The organism is Allorhodopirellula heiligendammensis, assembly GCF_007860105.1.
GTDB lineage: Bacteria > Planctomycetota > Planctomycetia > Pirellulales > Pirellulaceae > Rhodopirellula > Rhodopirellula heiligendammensis.
Window position 1 is genome coordinate 756,994 of the sequence record NZ_SJPU01000001.1, and the last position, 16,619, is coordinate 773,612.

General features: G+C 57.1%; 9 protein-coding genes. 4 read left to right on the top strand and 5 right to left on the bottom strand.

Annotated elements, in window-relative coordinates; all coding sequences use genetic code 11:
- The first annotated feature begins 119 nt into the window (after positions 1–119).
- The 4 genes from Poly21_RS02915 to Poly21_RS02930 all read left to right on the top strand — a co-directional run bounded on the left by Poly21_RS02915 (position 120) and on the right by Poly21_RS02930 (position 8,765).
- Positions 120–1,007: a metallophosphoesterase family protein gene (locus Poly21_RS02915; RefSeq protein ID WP_146405506.1), complete on the top strand. Its 888-nt coding sequence runs from the start codon at positions 120–122 to the stop codon at positions 1,005–1,007.
- A 112-nt stretch (positions 1,008–1,119) separates the two neighbouring features.
- Positions 1,120–1,761, top strand: a complete 642-nt coding sequence (locus Poly21_RS02920) for a hypothetical protein (RefSeq protein ID WP_146405507.1) — start codon at positions 1,120–1,122, stop codon at positions 1,759–1,761.
- 449 nt (positions 1,762–2,210) lie between these two features.
- On the top strand, positions 2,211–3,917 hold the full coding sequence (locus Poly21_RS02925) for a BBP7 family outer membrane beta-barrel protein (protein WP_302117350.1): 1,707 nt from the start codon (positions 2,211–2,213) through the stop codon (positions 3,915–3,917).
- 264 nt (positions 3,918–4,181) lie between these two features.
- On the top strand, positions 4,182–8,765 hold the full coding sequence (locus tag Poly21_RS02930) for a beta strand repeat-containing protein (RefSeq protein WP_146406814.1): 4,584 nt from the start codon (positions 4,182–4,184) through the stop codon (positions 8,763–8,765).
- 364 nt (positions 8,766–9,129) lie between these two features.
- On the opposite strand, the gene Poly21_RS02935 is transcribed toward Poly21_RS02930, so the two are convergent.
- From Poly21_RS02935 to infB, 5 genes are all read right to left on the bottom strand, one after another.
- Positions 9,130–10,695: a sulfatase family protein gene (locus Poly21_RS02935; protein WP_146405508.1), complete on the bottom strand. Its 1,566-nt coding sequence runs from the start codon at positions 10,693–10,695 to the stop codon at positions 9,130–9,132.
- Between the two features lie 143 nt (positions 10,696–10,838).
- Positions 10,839–11,567, bottom strand: coding sequence for a YebC/PmpR family DNA-binding transcriptional regulator (locus Poly21_RS02940; RefSeq protein ID WP_146405509.1), 729 nt, complete (start codon positions 11,565–11,567; stop codon positions 10,839–10,841).
- Positions 11,568–11,593: 26 nt separating this feature from the next.
- Entirely contained in the window at positions 11,594–12,724 is a 1,131-nt protein-coding gene (locus Poly21_RS02945) for a hypothetical protein (RefSeq protein WP_146405510.1), read from the bottom strand.
- A gap of 36 nt (positions 12,725–12,760) precedes the next feature.
- On the bottom strand, positions 12,761–13,237 hold the full coding sequence (gene rbfA / locus Poly21_RS02950) for a 30S ribosome-binding factor RbfA (RefSeq protein ID WP_146405511.1): 477 nt from the start codon (positions 13,235–13,237) through the stop codon (positions 12,761–12,763).
- Positions 13,238–13,308: 71 nt separating this feature from the next.
- Complete coding sequence (infB, locus tag Poly21_RS02955) at positions 13,309–16,320, bottom strand: translation initiation factor IF-2 (protein WP_146405512.1); 3,012 nt, start codon at positions 16,318–16,320, stop codon at positions 13,309–13,311.
- Positions 16,321–16,619 lie beyond the last annotated feature (299 nt).

A 16,619-nucleotide genomic window follows, 5' to 3' on the forward strand; every position in this document is an offset into this window, starting at 1 on the left:
CTCATGGCAGCATCGCGCAACGCTGCTTTTTTGAGGACGACGTCACGAGGTAGGCGGATTTCGAATATGCTCGCCTCGACCTCATTGATTCAAACCACCCGCAGAAATGAAACATATTGATGACTATTCACGATCGAAGACTTGGACGACGCGCGGTACTGCAGAACGGCACGCTTTTTTTGGCGACTGCCGCAGTGATGCCGGCGGTCGCACTGGGAGCAAAGCCCGCTGATCCGTTGAAGATCGGTGTGATTACCGACTTGCACTACGCTGACAAACCAGCGGCAGGCACGCGTTATTACCGGGAGACATTAAGCAAGCTCGAAGCTGCGGCGCTGCAGTTTGAACAGGATGAGCCCAGGTTCGTCGTCGAGCTCGGCGATCTCATTGACGCGGCCGATTCCGTGCAAACCGAGCAGCGGTATCTGAGCACGATCGACCGCGAGTTTTCACAAATTTGCAAGGATCGTCACTACGTTTTGGGGAACCACTGCGTCGAGACGCTCAAGAAGGATGAGTTCCTCGGGGGCGTTGGTCAGGAAAAGTCGTACTATTCTTTTGATCGGGGTGGCTACCACTTCATCGTGCTCGACTCCTGCTTCCGTAGCGATGGCGAGCCCTATGGACGTCACAATTCGGTGTGGACGGATGCCAATGTCCCGCCCGCTGAACTGGAGTGGTTGGCGGCGGACTTGAAGGCATGCAGCGATCCGGTGATTGTGTTCGCTCACCAACGTCTTGATGTCAGCAACAGTCACGGGGTCAGAAACGGCGCCGAGGTGCGGCGCGTGCTGGAGGCCTCAGGGAACGTATTGGCGGTCTTTCAGGGGCATAGTCATCGCAACGATGTCACTGAGATCGCGGGTATTCATTACTGCACGCTCGTCGCGATGGTCGAAGGATCGGGGGCTGACAACAACGGTTATTCCGTTATCAGCCTGGATTCCAGCGGAGCCATTGCGGTCGACGGGTTCTGCAAACAAGCGGATTATCGGTGGAAATCTTGATAGCTCGTTGAGACGGTGCACGGTTAAGCGGCATTTCATTTGCATCGCACTTCGACCGCCACGACGGCAACCGGTTTGCTGTCTTCAGAAGGACTTTACGGAGGAGATGAAAATGAATGTCAAACGAAACCATGGTGTACGAAGTTCACGCCGCCCGCTAATGTCGGCAGTTGCCCTCGCTGGGCTAGCGCTCACCCCCGGTGTCCTGCCGGCGCAGGACATCGGCAAAGCAATTACCGACTCCATCACCCAACGAGCAGTGCCAGGAAACGTGGTACCGTCTGCCAATGGAACCCAGAACACCACGCAATCGGCCGCTCAGCGAGGTCTCGATCGTGCCCTCCAGGGCACACTGCAGGGCCAGCCGACGCGAGATGCCATCCGGTCTGGACTGGGGGAGGCCGCCCAGTCTGCTGCTGAAACGCCGCAGCAAACGATGCAGCGTGATCAGAATCGCCAACCCCAAAATCAGCAGTATCTCCAGGGCCAACAGACATTGCAGCCGACTCCGACTGGCCAGCCATGGCAGCGCGACGCTCAGGGGCGACTGTTTTATCAAAACGAACTGGGAGAGCGGGTGTACCGTGGCGATGGCCAGGCAACTCAATGGCGGCCGCAGAATTCACCGGACAGCTCGCTCGAGCAGCAATTCAACCGCTTGAAGCAACAGGTTGAGTCCTTGGCTGCAGAGGTCGAGGATCTGAAAACACAAGTCCGTCGATTGAAAGCAGAACAGGCAACACCCGCTGAGTAACGGGGATCCGCGCAATTTCAAACGTTCACGCCGTCTTGGTGTCCTCGGAGACCTTTCAAACCGTTGTCGCGGCACTCAACGGTCGACGGTCCGCTGCTGCGTGAGCAGCTGGATTTCATGCGTAAACCCTTGGGGGGCATCACTGCCAAGACCGTCGCCCCAGGGGTAGTTTCGGTTTGTGATGGCACGTCGATCACCTTGGTTTGCTTAAATGGGAAGTCTGAGGTGTTTGCGGGTGTCTAGTGGACTTTGCCGATTAGCAGGGCTTTGCGGATTTTTCTGATTTCGCCGATTTTCATTTCACTGTTGGCTTCCATCTTGACGATATCGCTGGTGAGCCGGTGATTCTCGACCGACGAGCATCTGTTTTTTCCAAGCAGACTGCTGCCGTCGGATGTAGTTTCACCCACTGCCTCCCCCCCGACTTCTCAATTTGATGGGTGACAAAAGTGTCGCAACGTCTGAACAACACACACCGAATGATGCTGGTGGCAGTCGCTGCCACGGCGGCCTTTTGCCTAAGCACCCCGCTGCTAGCCCAAACGCGTTCGATTTCGACCAGCGGCCTGGGTTCGGAACAATCCGCACGAGCCGCTTGGCAGCCTGTGCGAGATCTGTCGAAGGGTTCCGCCGCCGCGACAGACAACAGCGGCCAGATCCGCTTGGTCGATCATCAGTCTCCCGCTGCGACCCAGCGTCAGGCGACCCAGCGAAAGCCAAGTGCCGCCCAAGCGAATACGAGCCGCTTGCGACCGGTTGGGCACTCGGCGACGGCGAACTCAGTGTTGTCGGAGCCAATCGTGATGGAAGGCGAGATGCCAATGGATGGGCAAATCATGCTCGAGCCCATGCAACATTACGGTGGTGAGCCGATGCACATGGGTGGAAGCTACGGATGCGACGACATGGGCTGTGACGGCAGCTGTGGGCCGGCGATGGGCGGCTGTGATGGTGCCAGCTGTTCGAGCGGATACTGCAGCAACGGAGATCCGATGTGCGGTGAGTATCGTGACTGCAACACGATCCGCCCCTGTATCACGCTGTGCTGGCCTCAAGACGGCTGGTTTTCAGCCGAGTACCTGATGTGGTGGCAGGATGGTGTGAGTCTTCCACCGTTGGCGTCGACCGGTCGTTTGTCGGATCGTGAACCCTTGGCCAATGGCAGCGTGTTGTACGGCGGCAACGACGTCATCACAGACAACTTAAACGGTGGACGTCTCGACTTTGGTTTCTGGTTTGATAAGTGTCACACGTGGGGCATCGGTGGCGGTGGCTTCGCTTTGGATCGTGGCACCAGCAGCTTTGCAGGCGGTTCTCAGAACGACCCACTGGTCCGCCCCATTATCACGGTGCTGGACAACCCTGCACCGAATATGGACGAACTCGGTGAAGCGATGGCACTGGTCAATTATTCCCAAGTGGGTCACACCGGAACACTCAACATTGACGTCGACAGTCGCCTCACGGGTTGGAACATCTACCTGCGACACTTCCGTACCGCTGAGCAAGGCTGCACGCACACGGGGCCGTGCTCCTGCCCGACCCGGTGGTGTGCACGTTCGGAACACCGTCTTGGGTTCCGCAGTGTTGAGCTCGATGAAGGTATTGGAATCGATAGCAACATCATGGTGGCAGGGGCTGGCCCCGGCGACGGACCGCTGACGTTTGCACTCACGGAATCGTTTCGCACACGCAACCAATTCAATGGTATCGATTTGGGTTGGTATCACACCCGCTCGATCGGATACTGGAACTTCGACCTTGGACTGCAGTTAGGTGTCGGCAACATGCGTCAATCCGTTCAGATTGCTGGCTCGACGATTGTCAACGGAACCGGCCCGGCTCTCAATGGTGGTTTGTTGGCCCTCAATTCGAACATTGGGAACTACGAACGCAATGAGTTTGCCGTTCTACCTGAATTCAACGCCAAGATCGGCTACCAGCTCACCGATCAGCTCCGGGCGACCTTCGGTTACACGTTTCTGTACATGTCCAACGTTGTTCGCCCTGGCGATCAGATTGACCGAATCATTGACACCGCACAGATCCCCAACGCCAACGCTCCGACACCGACGGGAACGTTCCCACGGTTTGCCTTCGACAATACCGACTACTGGGCACAGGGTCTCAGCTTTGGGCTGAACTATCGCTGGTAACTCAGGTTCGCCGTTGGGACTGGAAAATGTAGGGATTACACCGGTTTGGTCGGTGTCGACCCTGACGGCTATCGCGACGGGCGAAGGATCGCCGATTGATCTGAATATATCAATTCGAAACTAAATCGCTGTGAAAAGCATCCAAGGAGCGGGCTGAATCGCCGGTTCTGAACTACCAATCCCCACTTGGCGCATGCCTCCGGCACCACGCATCGAGCGTGATGCTCTCAAATCACACACTGAATGCTCGAAGGTATTGAACCGATGATTTTTCAACGCATGATCGACCGTTTGACTGGTCAGCCCGCTCGCGCCGCTCACCCACGCAAACGTGTCTCTACCCGCCGTGGCAACAACGCTCGTCGGTTGAGCTTGGAAGCGTTGCAAAAGCGCGAGTTATTCGCCAGCGATCTGGGAGCGATCAGCGGCACGGCGTTCGTCGACGCCAACGATAATCAGACCTACGACGTCGGCGAAACGCTACTAAAAAACGTTGAAGTCAAACTGTACCTCGATGACGTCACGCAAAACGGACTGGTTGACTCGGGAGAGACCTTGGTAGGGACCGTCACGACGGGGGCCGATGGCACCTATCGATTCACCAATCTCGATGGGAATGATGCCGATTCGCCGCCGTCACCGATCAATCAAACTGACGACGGCTACTATGTGGTGTCGTTTGGTCCTGGCACGGGCGGTGTGGAAGACGCCGATGGGAACCCGCTCACCGATGTGGTGTTGCCCCAGGATCAGGGCGTCCAGATTACGGACGACACGGGTGTGACCGCCGAGACGATTGACGACTTCCATTTTGCTCAGCCGGGGCAGCCGATCGGCGAAGACACCGCGGGTGGGGTGACGCTCAGTCAATCCGGAGCCCTTAACTCCAACGGTGGCGTGCTCGGCGACGAACGCGACGTGCAGATTAATGTGGCAACCAGTACGGGCGACAGCAGCATCTTCCGCGTGGACACCACGCCCAGCAATCCGTTCTTCACCGTCCAGAATGGCAACGTGACATCCACCGTACTGGTCCAGTACGATGGAGTCGACAATGACGATGTGAGTGACAACCAACTCGACTTGAATGTTCAGGGTTTTGGTGTCAACGGCGTGGACATGACGGGTGGTGATAGCGTTGCGGGATTGGCAATTGCTGTTAAAGCGGACCAAGTCGTAACGGACGGCTTCATCGTTCGTATGTATGACGTCGATGGGAACATGGCAGAGTATTCCCAGGACCTCACTGCCAACACGGTGCAGTTCCTGTTCATTCCTTTCGCGGACTTCACCAGCTCCGGGGCCATGGACTTCACGAAAGTCGGCGCGATCGAAGCAACTGTCGATAGTATCAACAGCAACGGCGGGGCGGGCGTTACGGGGCTGGACGTGGAGGTCTCGGTCCTCGAATCGCAACGGTCCAACGAATACATCGTCAACGGTGTCGCCACCATCTCGACGGGATCGATGATCCTCGGGGGCGAGGTCTTCGTCGACAACGGTGGTGGAAACAACGAACCCAACCAAGACAACGGGCTACTTGATACCGACGAAGTTTCGTTCGGCGGTGACCCCATCGAAGTGGTGTTGTATGACACCGATCCCTCGGTAGGAACACCGACACCCATTGCGACGACAACGGTCGGTACCGATGGTTCCTACGACTTTAGCACGCTTACCGGTGGTGGGGATCTCGGGCCGGGCACCTACTACGTTGTCATTCCCACGGCGCAGTTCGACTCGACCGGTCCGCTCAATGGATATATCGGTAGCACGGTTGCGAACCCCGGAAATGGTGGTACCGACACGACGGACGATAATATCGACGGCGACAACGACGGTGTGTTCATCGATGGACTTGGATTCGTCAGTGGTGCGATCACTCTGACCGCCGGGGCCGAACCGAGTGGCGATGGCAACACGAACACCACCGTCGATTTCGGGGTCGTTCCGACGACGGATTTGCGAATCGACAAAACCATCGACAGCAGCAGTGACTTGGTCCTCGGCGGTTCAGCTTCATTCACCGTGACCGTTCAAAACCTCGGTGCCACTGACGCCACGCAGGTGCAGATCACTGATGTCATCCCCGGCGGGCTGACATTCGTGAGTGTCCTCGATGATACAGGGGCGACTGTTTCAACAACCAGTTCTGTCGACGGTGACGGAAATGTAGTGCAGACATTCGCGGTCCCTGGCACGTTGGCTCCTGGTGCGAGCGTAACCTACACCATCAACACCACGATCGATTCCTCGGTCTCAATCGATCCCATCAACGAAGTCATCGTTAGCGGCTACGAGGTGGAGGTCGACGCTGATCCAAACGACGCTGACCGCAACCCAGGTGACCCGCTCGACGGGCCGCTTGCAAACAACGTCGCCGTCGAGAGAGTGGATCTGCCGCTCGTCGAATTGACCGTCACCAAGACCGACGGGATTGACTCGCCAGACACGGCGATTGCTGGCCAGCAGCTGACTTACACTGTCAGCGTGCAGAATACGGGCAATGATACCGCTGAAGCGATCGTCGCCCTCGACGCCCTGCCCGCTGGCGTTACTTACGTTTCCGACTCGGGAACCTTTACGATGGGTAGCGGTACGTTTGAGGTGATCAGCGACGGAGGTGTCGATGATGGCAAACTTCGTATCACCTTTGGCGACCTGGCGATGAACGAGCAGGAGGTCGTCACTTTCGACGTGCTGATCGACCCCAATTTCACCGCGCCGGACTCGCTGCTGAGCAATACGATTGTTGTTGGTGGCGATAACGTTGCTGACGCGTCGGCAACCGATGTGACGACGGTCGCTCGCGAAGTCGACGTTTCTGTTGGCAAGTTGGTCGTCGCCAGTCGAATTCCTGATGTCCGCGGCGATGACGATCCCTCGGGCGACATCATTGACAATACGGCCCCGTTCGACGTCGTTGCCGGTGGGTACGTCACCTATCAAGTGTTCGCGAGCAATGACGGCGTTTCCACCGCGCGGGGAGTCACCGTCACAGACACGCTCGATTCCGGACTCACACTCGTGGACGGCAGCTTTGATCCGCTCACCAGCGGTGCGACGATCTCGGTCAATGGGCAAGACTTGACGTTCACGGTGCCGGATCTAGCTCCTGGTGAATCTCGTGTCTTCACGTTCGAAGTTGCCATCGGCAGCGATCAGCTGGATCCGATTGACAATTCCGCTGTGATCGCAACCACAGACCCGGAGACAGGTGATGGCACTGCCAACAACTCAGCCACGGTCTCGATTGACCCCGATGCACGAGTCGACCTGGTGTTGGAGAAGACTGCCAACGTCCAGACCGCTGTCCCGGGCCGAGATCAAGTCATCTACACATTTACGATCAGCCATGACGACGACAGTCTCTCGGACGCTGTTAACGTCGATGTGTCGGACGTGCTCCCAGTGGGACTGACCGGGGTCGTGATTGATGCTCCCGGTTCGACGGGCACTCCGACTTTCGATACCACCACACGCCAATTGCTCGTTGAGTACGCAACCATTCCAGTTGGAGAAACTCGCACCTTCACTGTCACGGCCAATGTGAATGCGGACGCCACGGCGGATCTCGTCAACACGGCTGAGGTGGTGACACCTGGGGTCACGGATCTCGATCCCACCAATAACACGGATTCGGTAACCGTGACATTGACCCCCGAGTATGACCTGCAAATTACGAAGGCGGTCGTCGGGTCGGGCGATGTCACGCCGTCAGCGGATGTCTCGTTCACGATTGTGGTTTCGCATGACACGAGTGACGACGGCACTGAGGCTGACAATGGGCTCAGCCCCTCGCTTGCCCAAGGGGTCATTGTGACGGACGTTCTACCCGACGGACTGACGTTCAAGTCTGCCTTCGTTGGCAGTACAGAGATTACCCCGACTAGCACCACCAACGGTACTATCATTCTGCCTGCATTCGATCTGGCTCCCGGGGCAACACGCACCATCACGATCACCGCGACGGCCGACAGTGATGCCACCGGTGACCTGACGAACAATGTATCTCTCGCGGCCGCAGATGACACTCAATCGGATAACAACGCGGCATCCGTTGTCGTGACGGTGGTCCCCGAGGCTGTCGAGGCCGACGTGTACGTGACCAAAACGGTCAGTGCAACGCACGCTCAAGCAGGCAGCGAGTTGACCTATACGATTAACGTGTTCAACGACGGTCCATCACCAGCCGATGCGGTCACCGTCATCGACACCTTGCCTACCGGGCTCACTTTCGTTAGCGGGACCGGCCCCAACGGTGCACTGACGGCCAACGGGCAAACCGTGACAGTGACGCCGCTGAACAACGCGCCGCTCGCCTCAGGGGGAACGTTCCAGTTCACGATTATCGCCCGCATCAATGAGGGCGTAACCTCGGACCTGGTCAACTCGGTCACCGTCACAACGACGACCACGCAGCCAGATAATGACAAAGCCGATACCGCGACGGCAACCACGACGATTGATGACGCAAGTAATCAAATCTCGGGGATGGTTTTCCGTGACTTCAATAACAATGGAATCATGAATGGAGCCGACAGCGGATTGGCGGGCATCGAAATCCTGCTGACCGGTGGCGACCTGGGGCCAAATGGACGCACAACGATGACAGATGAGGATGGGTTCTACTTCTTCGACGATCTCGTCCAAGGTGACTACGTCGTCCAGCGACTTGGAATGCCTCAGTACTACCTCGACGGCCTGGAACAGGCGGGGACGGATGCTACGCCCGCAGATACCGGCGACTCGATCGACGTTACCCTCGATGGGACTTCGCTCAACAGCGCTCCGGACAACAACTTTGCTCTCGTACCCTACTTGAGCTACCGCCTGTGCGTCCTCTAACGCACTGAAATTTCACGAGCACTTCATTTGTCATGATCGACGGGAGCCGGTGTTTTTAACGATCATTGACATGAGATCCGCCTTCGGGCGGATGACAGGTCGGGGGGCCTGAAGTGTTCGCGGAGACAGCGGTGGGGTGATCCATAAAATCACCACGCCGCGAACTGAGCTCGGTCTTTCGGGGGGAAGACCGAGCTTTTTTTATGTCCAATCGGTAGGTTCGTGGGTCTCGCGCCTGTGCTTAGCAAGCTCTCGAAAGCGGAGTCCGCTCCACGATTGATTCCGCTCACGATCTGCGCAACCACAAGCGTGTTTACGCCGGCGACAATCGGACGTGCCAAACGTTCCCGGGAGGCTATGCAAACTACTCCTGGGGGATTTCTCGACTGCGCCCACTCGCGAGCGACTCGTCGAGTAAAGACTGCAGTTCACGCGCAATGTCAGGACGTTTCAACGCCAGATTGGTAGTCTCGCCGGGATCGTTTTCGAGATCAAACAGCTGCCCCGGTGCATCGGGTGCTGTATTGGGAAGCTGGTATTCCTGGAGTTGGGGGTGGGTTGCGTAATTATTGCCACCGGAACCCTGATGAGCGAGATACTTCCACTTGCCACGCCGGATAGCTAGCCACTTTTGACCAGCGAAACCCTGAGCCAACAGATAGGGGCGAATTGGCTGGGATGGTTTCTCACCCAGCAACACGGGCAACATGCTGAAACTGTCTTCGGCGGCGTCTCGGGGTAACGGCTCATCAACAATTTCCGCAACCGTGGCAAACACATCCGTTAACGATGTGAGCTCGTCAGAGGTCGTATCTGCAGGAACCTGCCCAGGCCACCGCACAATCAGCGGCACGCGATGGCCACCTTCAAAGTTGTCACGTTTGACGCCACGCCACGGGCGGGCACCGTCGTGGTTGTGATCATGACGCATATGATAGACAGCGGGCACTTCCGGACCGTTGTCGCTGGAGAACATCACGAGTGTATCGTCAGCGATCCCCAATTCTTCAAGCGTCGCCATCAACTCGCCGACGACATAGTCCAATTCAAAGATGAAGTCGCCATGAGGACCCGAGTTTGTTTTTCCCTTGAACTCATCGGCAGGAAACGATGGTAGGTGAACCGCCTGAGCAGAGTGAAATAGAAAAAATGGTTGATCGGGTTTCGTCATCGCCTGCGTCCTTAGAAACTGCTGGCTCTTCTCCAGGAATTTCAGATCGACTTCTTCGAGATTAAAGTCCAGCGCCACCTGACCGGGACGATTGTCGATTGAGTACGCGTGCTTGGGTAAGTCGCTCTTATCAAGCTTGCCCGTCGGCGGTACAGGAACCCGATCACCTTCAATGTAGGCGTACAACCAATCGGTGGTGGGACAGCACGCCGTGCCAAAAAAGCGATCGAATCCATGGTCGATCGGACCGCCTTCGATGCGCCGCGAGTAGTCAATCTGTTTCACGCCGTCGGGGCCACCATTGTGGATGGGTTGACCTGCTTCGTCACGGAATGTCAGACCGATATGCCACTTGCCAAAACACGCGGTTGCGTAGCCTTGATCACGTAGCAGTTCAGGCAACGTTAAGCGACCTTCCGCGATTAAGGACGGCCCGCCGGCGCCGCTAAACACGCGGCCACCGTTGGGCACGCGAAACGCCATTTGGCCAGTCAACAGACTGTAGCGAGTGGGTGTGCAAACCGTGCAAGGGCTATGTGCATCGGTGAACCGCATGCCCTGTTGAGCGAGGCGGTCGAGATTCGGTGTCGGAATCTTCGACTCGGGGTTATAACATCCCAGATCCCCGTACCCCAAATCATCCGCCAGAATGAAGACGACATTGGGTCGTTCGCTGGCTTGGGAAACGCCCAGGAGAAGAAACGAAACCGCGAAACCGATGACTGAAATCACTCGGATCAAGCAAATGTGCAAATTCATGAGAAATCCCGATGGAGCAAGTAGAATGCTCAGCTTAGCACCGATTGATCCGTAGAAGTATGGTGATACCTCCGCGGAGAATTTGCTTGGTGTCGCCTCCCGTCCGCTAAACGAAGAGACATGCGCGTCCGGGAGCGACGCGTCTATTCGTCTGTGAAATTGGCATTCGTACTCACGGTCTGGATGTCGTCGTGGTCGTCGAGAGCTTCGAGTAATGACATCATTTGACCAGAGACCGTCTTGTCGACGTCCACGTTCGTCGATGCGATCTGCGTGACTTCATTCACCTCGGGTTGCAGTTCCGCCTTCTCAAAGGCATCCGACAAGGCGTCGTGGTTATCAGGAGCGCAGGTTACCTGGATCTGGCCTTCGTCGTCGGTCTCAACATCCTCGGCACCGTTTTCTAAGGCGACTTCCGTCACGTGGTCCTCGTCCGTGCCAGCAGCGAAAAGAAACAAGCCCTTGCGTTCGAACAGGTAGGAGACGCATCCGGTCTTGCCCAGTTCACCACCATGTTTGCCGAACATCGTACGCAATTCCGGGGCGGTTCGATTTCGATTGTCCGTCAACGCTAGGCACATCACGGCAACACCGCCAGGACCATAGCCTTCGTAGAGCACTTCCTCGACGGCATCACCACCGAGCTCTCCAGTGCCACGTTTGATCGCCCTTTCGATATTATCTTTAGGCATCGAGACCGCTTTGGCATCGTCGATGGCTTTCCGCAATCGGATATTACCAGCGGGATCACCGCCTCCACCTTTGGCAGCAACAATAATCGCCTTGCTCAGTTTGCTCCACTGTTTCCCGCGGGCGGCATCGACGCGACCTTTGCGGTGCTGGATATTGGCCCATTTTGAGTGCCCTGCCATGTTACTGATTCCTTCGGCGTCGTTTTTTAACGAGGTTTCTGTTTGGTTAGTTTTCGATTGGTGGGTTTCTTGCTGCTGCCCGATTTGTCGTCGCTCTTGGCCGACGATGTTTTGCTATCGCCGGTCGTCTTTTTCTTGGCAGTGGATTCCGCATCCGATTTTGCCGTGGACGCTTTCTTAGCGGGCTTCTTCTTGGGAGCAGCAGTTGATTTCTGAGTGGAGGCCGCAGCCTCGGCCTTCGTTTCTTTGGTCTTCGCCGCGACTTCACTCGTCTTTTCTGCGGACGACTTTTTCTTTACCTTCGGCTTATTGGTCGTCGACGTGGCTTTGGCTGCAGAGCGAATCGGTTTCTTCTTGCCGGTCGGCGCCGCGACAATCGCTTCGGCGGCGGCCTCGGCTTCCGCTTCAGCCTTCGCGGTTTCGCGTTCTTCGGCTTTGCGTTTAGCGACGCGTTTCTTCGCTGCCTTCTTACTGACTAACCACTCATCGAGGTCCGCTGAGCTACCCTTGGATACGGTCTCGAGTAGTTTACGAGCGTCGGCATCAGCCGGATCTACCAACAAGGCGACAGCAGGTTGATGCAGCAGGCTGGCAAACTCGACACCCTTGCTCTTCGGAATGGCACGCTCGAGTCCTGGTACACGTCCATCGGAGGCTTCGTTCTGGCTCGCGATTCCACTGACGAGCATGATGACCATGGCGGAATAATCGATTGGAATCGAGTGACCACCGAGCCCATGCTGAATGATGTAGCTGAGCACGAACGGTGTCATCGAGGGCAACTTCTCGAACTTAGCAACCGCTTTGCCGAGGTTTTCTTTCTTCAGATGATCGAGATCAAAAGAATAGAACTCTTCAAAGATTGCCTGCAGGTTCGATTTCAATCGACCTGCCGCTTTGGCGGGGTCGGGCAGGTTGGAAAGCACACCGGACAACTCCGTCACGGTCGTGACCCTGACCTCATTCCAATCAAAGTAATCTTGCTCGAGTTTCGCGAGGCCCTCGTCGGCCAATTCGCTGGGGCAATCTTCTAGAAGGCAAGCATACAATGCATGCTCCAGAAGCGGACGCGATGGGCTGGCTGGCGGTACACTGTAGTGTTTCTTGAGAGCCGAGTGCAGCTTCGCGATGAGTTTCGTACGATTCGATGCGGACATAGAGACTGGTGGTGGGGAGTGTTCAGGGTTCAGGATTCAGAGTTCAGCCGAGGGCTCATCAGTACTCTTAGGCGGCAACGCGTCTGTATCGTCGGTAGATGCTGTAGGCTCGTCCTCGGTGCTGTGCGATGTGGAAACACCACCACCCTCACCCTCAGGACTGCCCTCCTTTTCCGCTTTCAGTCGGGCCAAGATTTCATGGACCGCAAGCGCATTTTCCTGACCACGATTGAGTTCAAAAGTGAGGCGTGGCGTGTAACGAGTATCGAGGCGATTGGCAATCTTACTCTGCAAAAAACCAGCCGAGTTCTGTAAACCTCGAATCGACAGATCTTTCTGGGCGTCATCCCCCATCACGCTCACCGAAACCTTCGCCTCTCGCATATCCGGCGACACGTCGACGGAAATGACGGTCACGTCGCGAACTCGCGGATCACGGATGTCGGTGAGAACACTGGTAGCGACCACTTCGCGAATCGCTTCAGCGGCTTTGAGTTGGCGACGAGTTGACAATTGAGAGAGTGGGAGAAGGGGTGAGCGGAGGAGGGGGAGAGTGACGAAAGCGAGCAGTGAAAGGCAAGTGGCTAGAAACTAGCCTCCAGCTTGCGAGCGACCTGTTCGATGCGATAGGCCTCGAGCACGTCGTCCTGCTTGATGTCATTGAATCCTGACAAGCGAATACCGCATTCCATTCCTCGCGGCACTTCCTTGACGTCTTCTTTGATGCGGCGAAGCGTGTCCAATGGATAATCGCCAATCACTCGCTGATCACGGCTGACGCGAATGCGGCATCCGCGAACAATGGATCCCTGGGCGACATAGCACCCGGCAATCGTTCCGACTCGGCTGATGGAGAAGACCTGTTTGACCAACGCGCGGCCGAGTTCGACAATGCGTTCTTCGGGTTTGAGCCGGCCTTCGATCATCATTCGAATGTCGTCAGTCAGCTTGTAGATCACGCTGTACCGCCGAATTTCGATGTTCCGCTGATCAGCGAGCTGGCGTGCTTTCTCATCCGGGATCACATTGAACCCGAGGATCACAGCATCCGAAGCACTCGCCAGTGTGGCGTCGGCGAGTGTGATGCCGCCGACGGCGCGCTGGAGCACGCGAATCTCGACTTCCGGATGATCGAACTTGCTGAGTTCCTTATCAATCGCTTCGAGCGATCCCCGCGCGTCGGCACGGATGATCAAGTTCAGTTTGGCCCGTTCTTCACCAGCAAGATTCCCACCGGCGAGCAGATCTTGGAACGAGTCAAAGGAGACCTTGGTCGTGATTCCAGAGAGCGATTGACGGCTGTATTCATCTTCACGGCTGCCCGCAATCTGGCGAGCTTGTGTGATGTCCTTGAGCACATGGAATCGATCGCCGGCGCCCGGAGGCGTGTCCAAGCCGGTCAAGCTCACCGGGACGCTTGGCCCCGCTTCGGTAATCGGCTTGTTCGTTAGCGTATCGTGCATGGCTCGTACGCGGCCGTGGGCCGGACCGCAGACAATGATATCGCCCACGCGGAGCGTGCCGTTCTGAACGACAACTTTGGCAACAACACCTTTGTCACCGTGCTGTTCGGATTCCAAACAGACACCGAGTGCCGAGCGGTCTGGGTTCGCACTGTATTCGTGCAACTCAGCGACCGTCATCAGGGTTTCGAGAAGGTCGTCCATCCCTTCGCCCGTCATGGCACTGGTCTTGACGACTTCGACATCGCCGCCCCATTCACTCGGGGTCAGGCCGTGTTCAGTCAGTTGGGTCATGACGCGGTTGATATCAACACCGGCCAAATCGACCTTGTTCAGGGCGACTACGATCGGTACCTCAGCAGCCTTAGCATGACTGATCGCCTCTTCCGTTTGAGGCATGATGCCGTCATCGGCGGCGACGACGATCACGGCGATGTCCGTGACGTTGGCACCGCGAGCACGCATCTCCGTAAATGCTTCGTGACCCGGGGTATCGACGAACGTGACGCCCCGATCACCCTTGGTGATGTGGTAGGCACGGATGTGCTGGGTGATACCGCCCGCTTCGCCCTTGACGACGTCGATTCCGATGAGGGAATCCAGCAAACTGGTTTTACCGTGATCGACGTGGCCGAGGAACGTCACAATGGGGGCACGTGCGACGAGCGACTCCGCATTGTCCTCCTGCTCTTCAATCTCAGTGATCAATTCATCTTCGAGCGACTCGGCCGCCTTCAGCTCGATCTCAAGATTCAGTTCTGTCGCGATCAGTTCCGCAGTTTCTAGATCCATTTCAGAGTTGATGTTGATCATCATGCCCATGCCCATGAGAGTTTTCATGACATCGGACATGGCGACCCCGGAAGCCTCGCAGAAACTACGCACCGAACAGGGCAACTCGAGCTGTACGCGTTCTTTCCGCGGTGCGGCCGTGTTGGTGCCCTTGCGACGGATGCGTGGGCGATTGCGGCGTGAGTAGCTGCGATCGTCGCTATTGCCGATCACACGTCGGCCACCGCCGCCGCGTGCTCGCTCGGCGCGGGCACTCGCCATCCCGGCGAGTCCCTTCTTGCCACGTGGCTTGTCGTCTTCCTCGATAATCTTCTTGCGGCCAGCAAATTCGCCAACCACGGCTGTTTCTTTTTCCTTCTTGGTTCGTTTCCGCTCGGCGTCGTCTTTCTCCAGTCTCGCTAGCGGCGCCTTCATGCCCTGCTTGTGACCTTCGATCACGTCGCGGGTCAATTTGATGTCTGGCTTTTGAGCCGGCCCGGTCGTCGAGATCGGAGCTGCTGGTGCAGGGGCATTCGGTAACTGGGCCAGATTCACCTTGATGCGTGGCTCACGCTTGCGAGCTTTGGCTGCATCGTTGGGTTTACCAGAGCCAGTGCGAGCGGAGGCGCGGTCGAGCGAGCGCATCTTTCCGCCACCACCGAGGCCTTCGCGGCGAACGGGCTCTCCGGGGCGATTGGGGACCACGCGTCCACCCGAATTGCTCGCCATCCGGTCGGCAATCCGACTAGCCATGCCACTATCGGCCGCGGGTGCTGGATCTTTCGATTCAGCACGAGGCGCGGGCGCACTCGCCGGTGGGGCCGGCGGCGTCTTTGCTTCCTCAACGGGCTGGCGGGCCTCTTCACTTGGCTTGCTGCCTGCGTCGACCGGTTTGCTGCCCGGTTGCGACGGCATGACGTCTCGCAAGCGAACTTCCGGTTTCGGCGACGATGGCTCGACCGGTTTCGCAGGGGCAGGGGTCGGCTCGGCCGGTTTCAAGACAGGTGCCCGCAGCACAGGGGCGGGACGCTTGTTGGCGCCACCGTCTGACGGAGAACTCTGACGAGTCTGCGGCCGACCGATTTGGATGGACGGGGGCCGCCGCATCGCACTTCGATCCAAATCACGAACCGGAGCAACCGGTTGGGTTGGCGATTCTTTCGTAACCGGAGCGGCTGTGGGAGCCTTCGGTGCAGCCTTGGACGCACTGGAAATGCTGTTGCGTACCTGATCGGCTTCGTCGTCGGTGAGACTTGCGAGCGCAGAGCCTTTGCCGGTGATACCGGCTTTCTTCACCAGATCAACGAGATCTTTACTGTCAAGGCTGAGTTCTTTGGCAAGCGCGTAAATGCGTACTGGCACTGGGGGGGAATCCTGTCAAGTTCGATAGATGGAGTCCGCCGGCCCAGAGCGGGCTGCTCGGCTCCATGTTGTTTTGTTCAAAATCGCATAAAAAGACCTCCATCGACCTCGCTAAGGATTCGTAATCTTCGCCCAGCGACTGGTCTCAAAGAGCCAGTATCCGGTGTTGTCGAAGCTCGAAAATTTCACGGGGTCGGGGAATTTCATAGCGGTAAAAAATGGAAAATTCGCCTGCGACTACGATCGCGTCTCAGGTTTGTCACGGATAGGATAACGCGCCAGGGGGAAATTTGAAAATG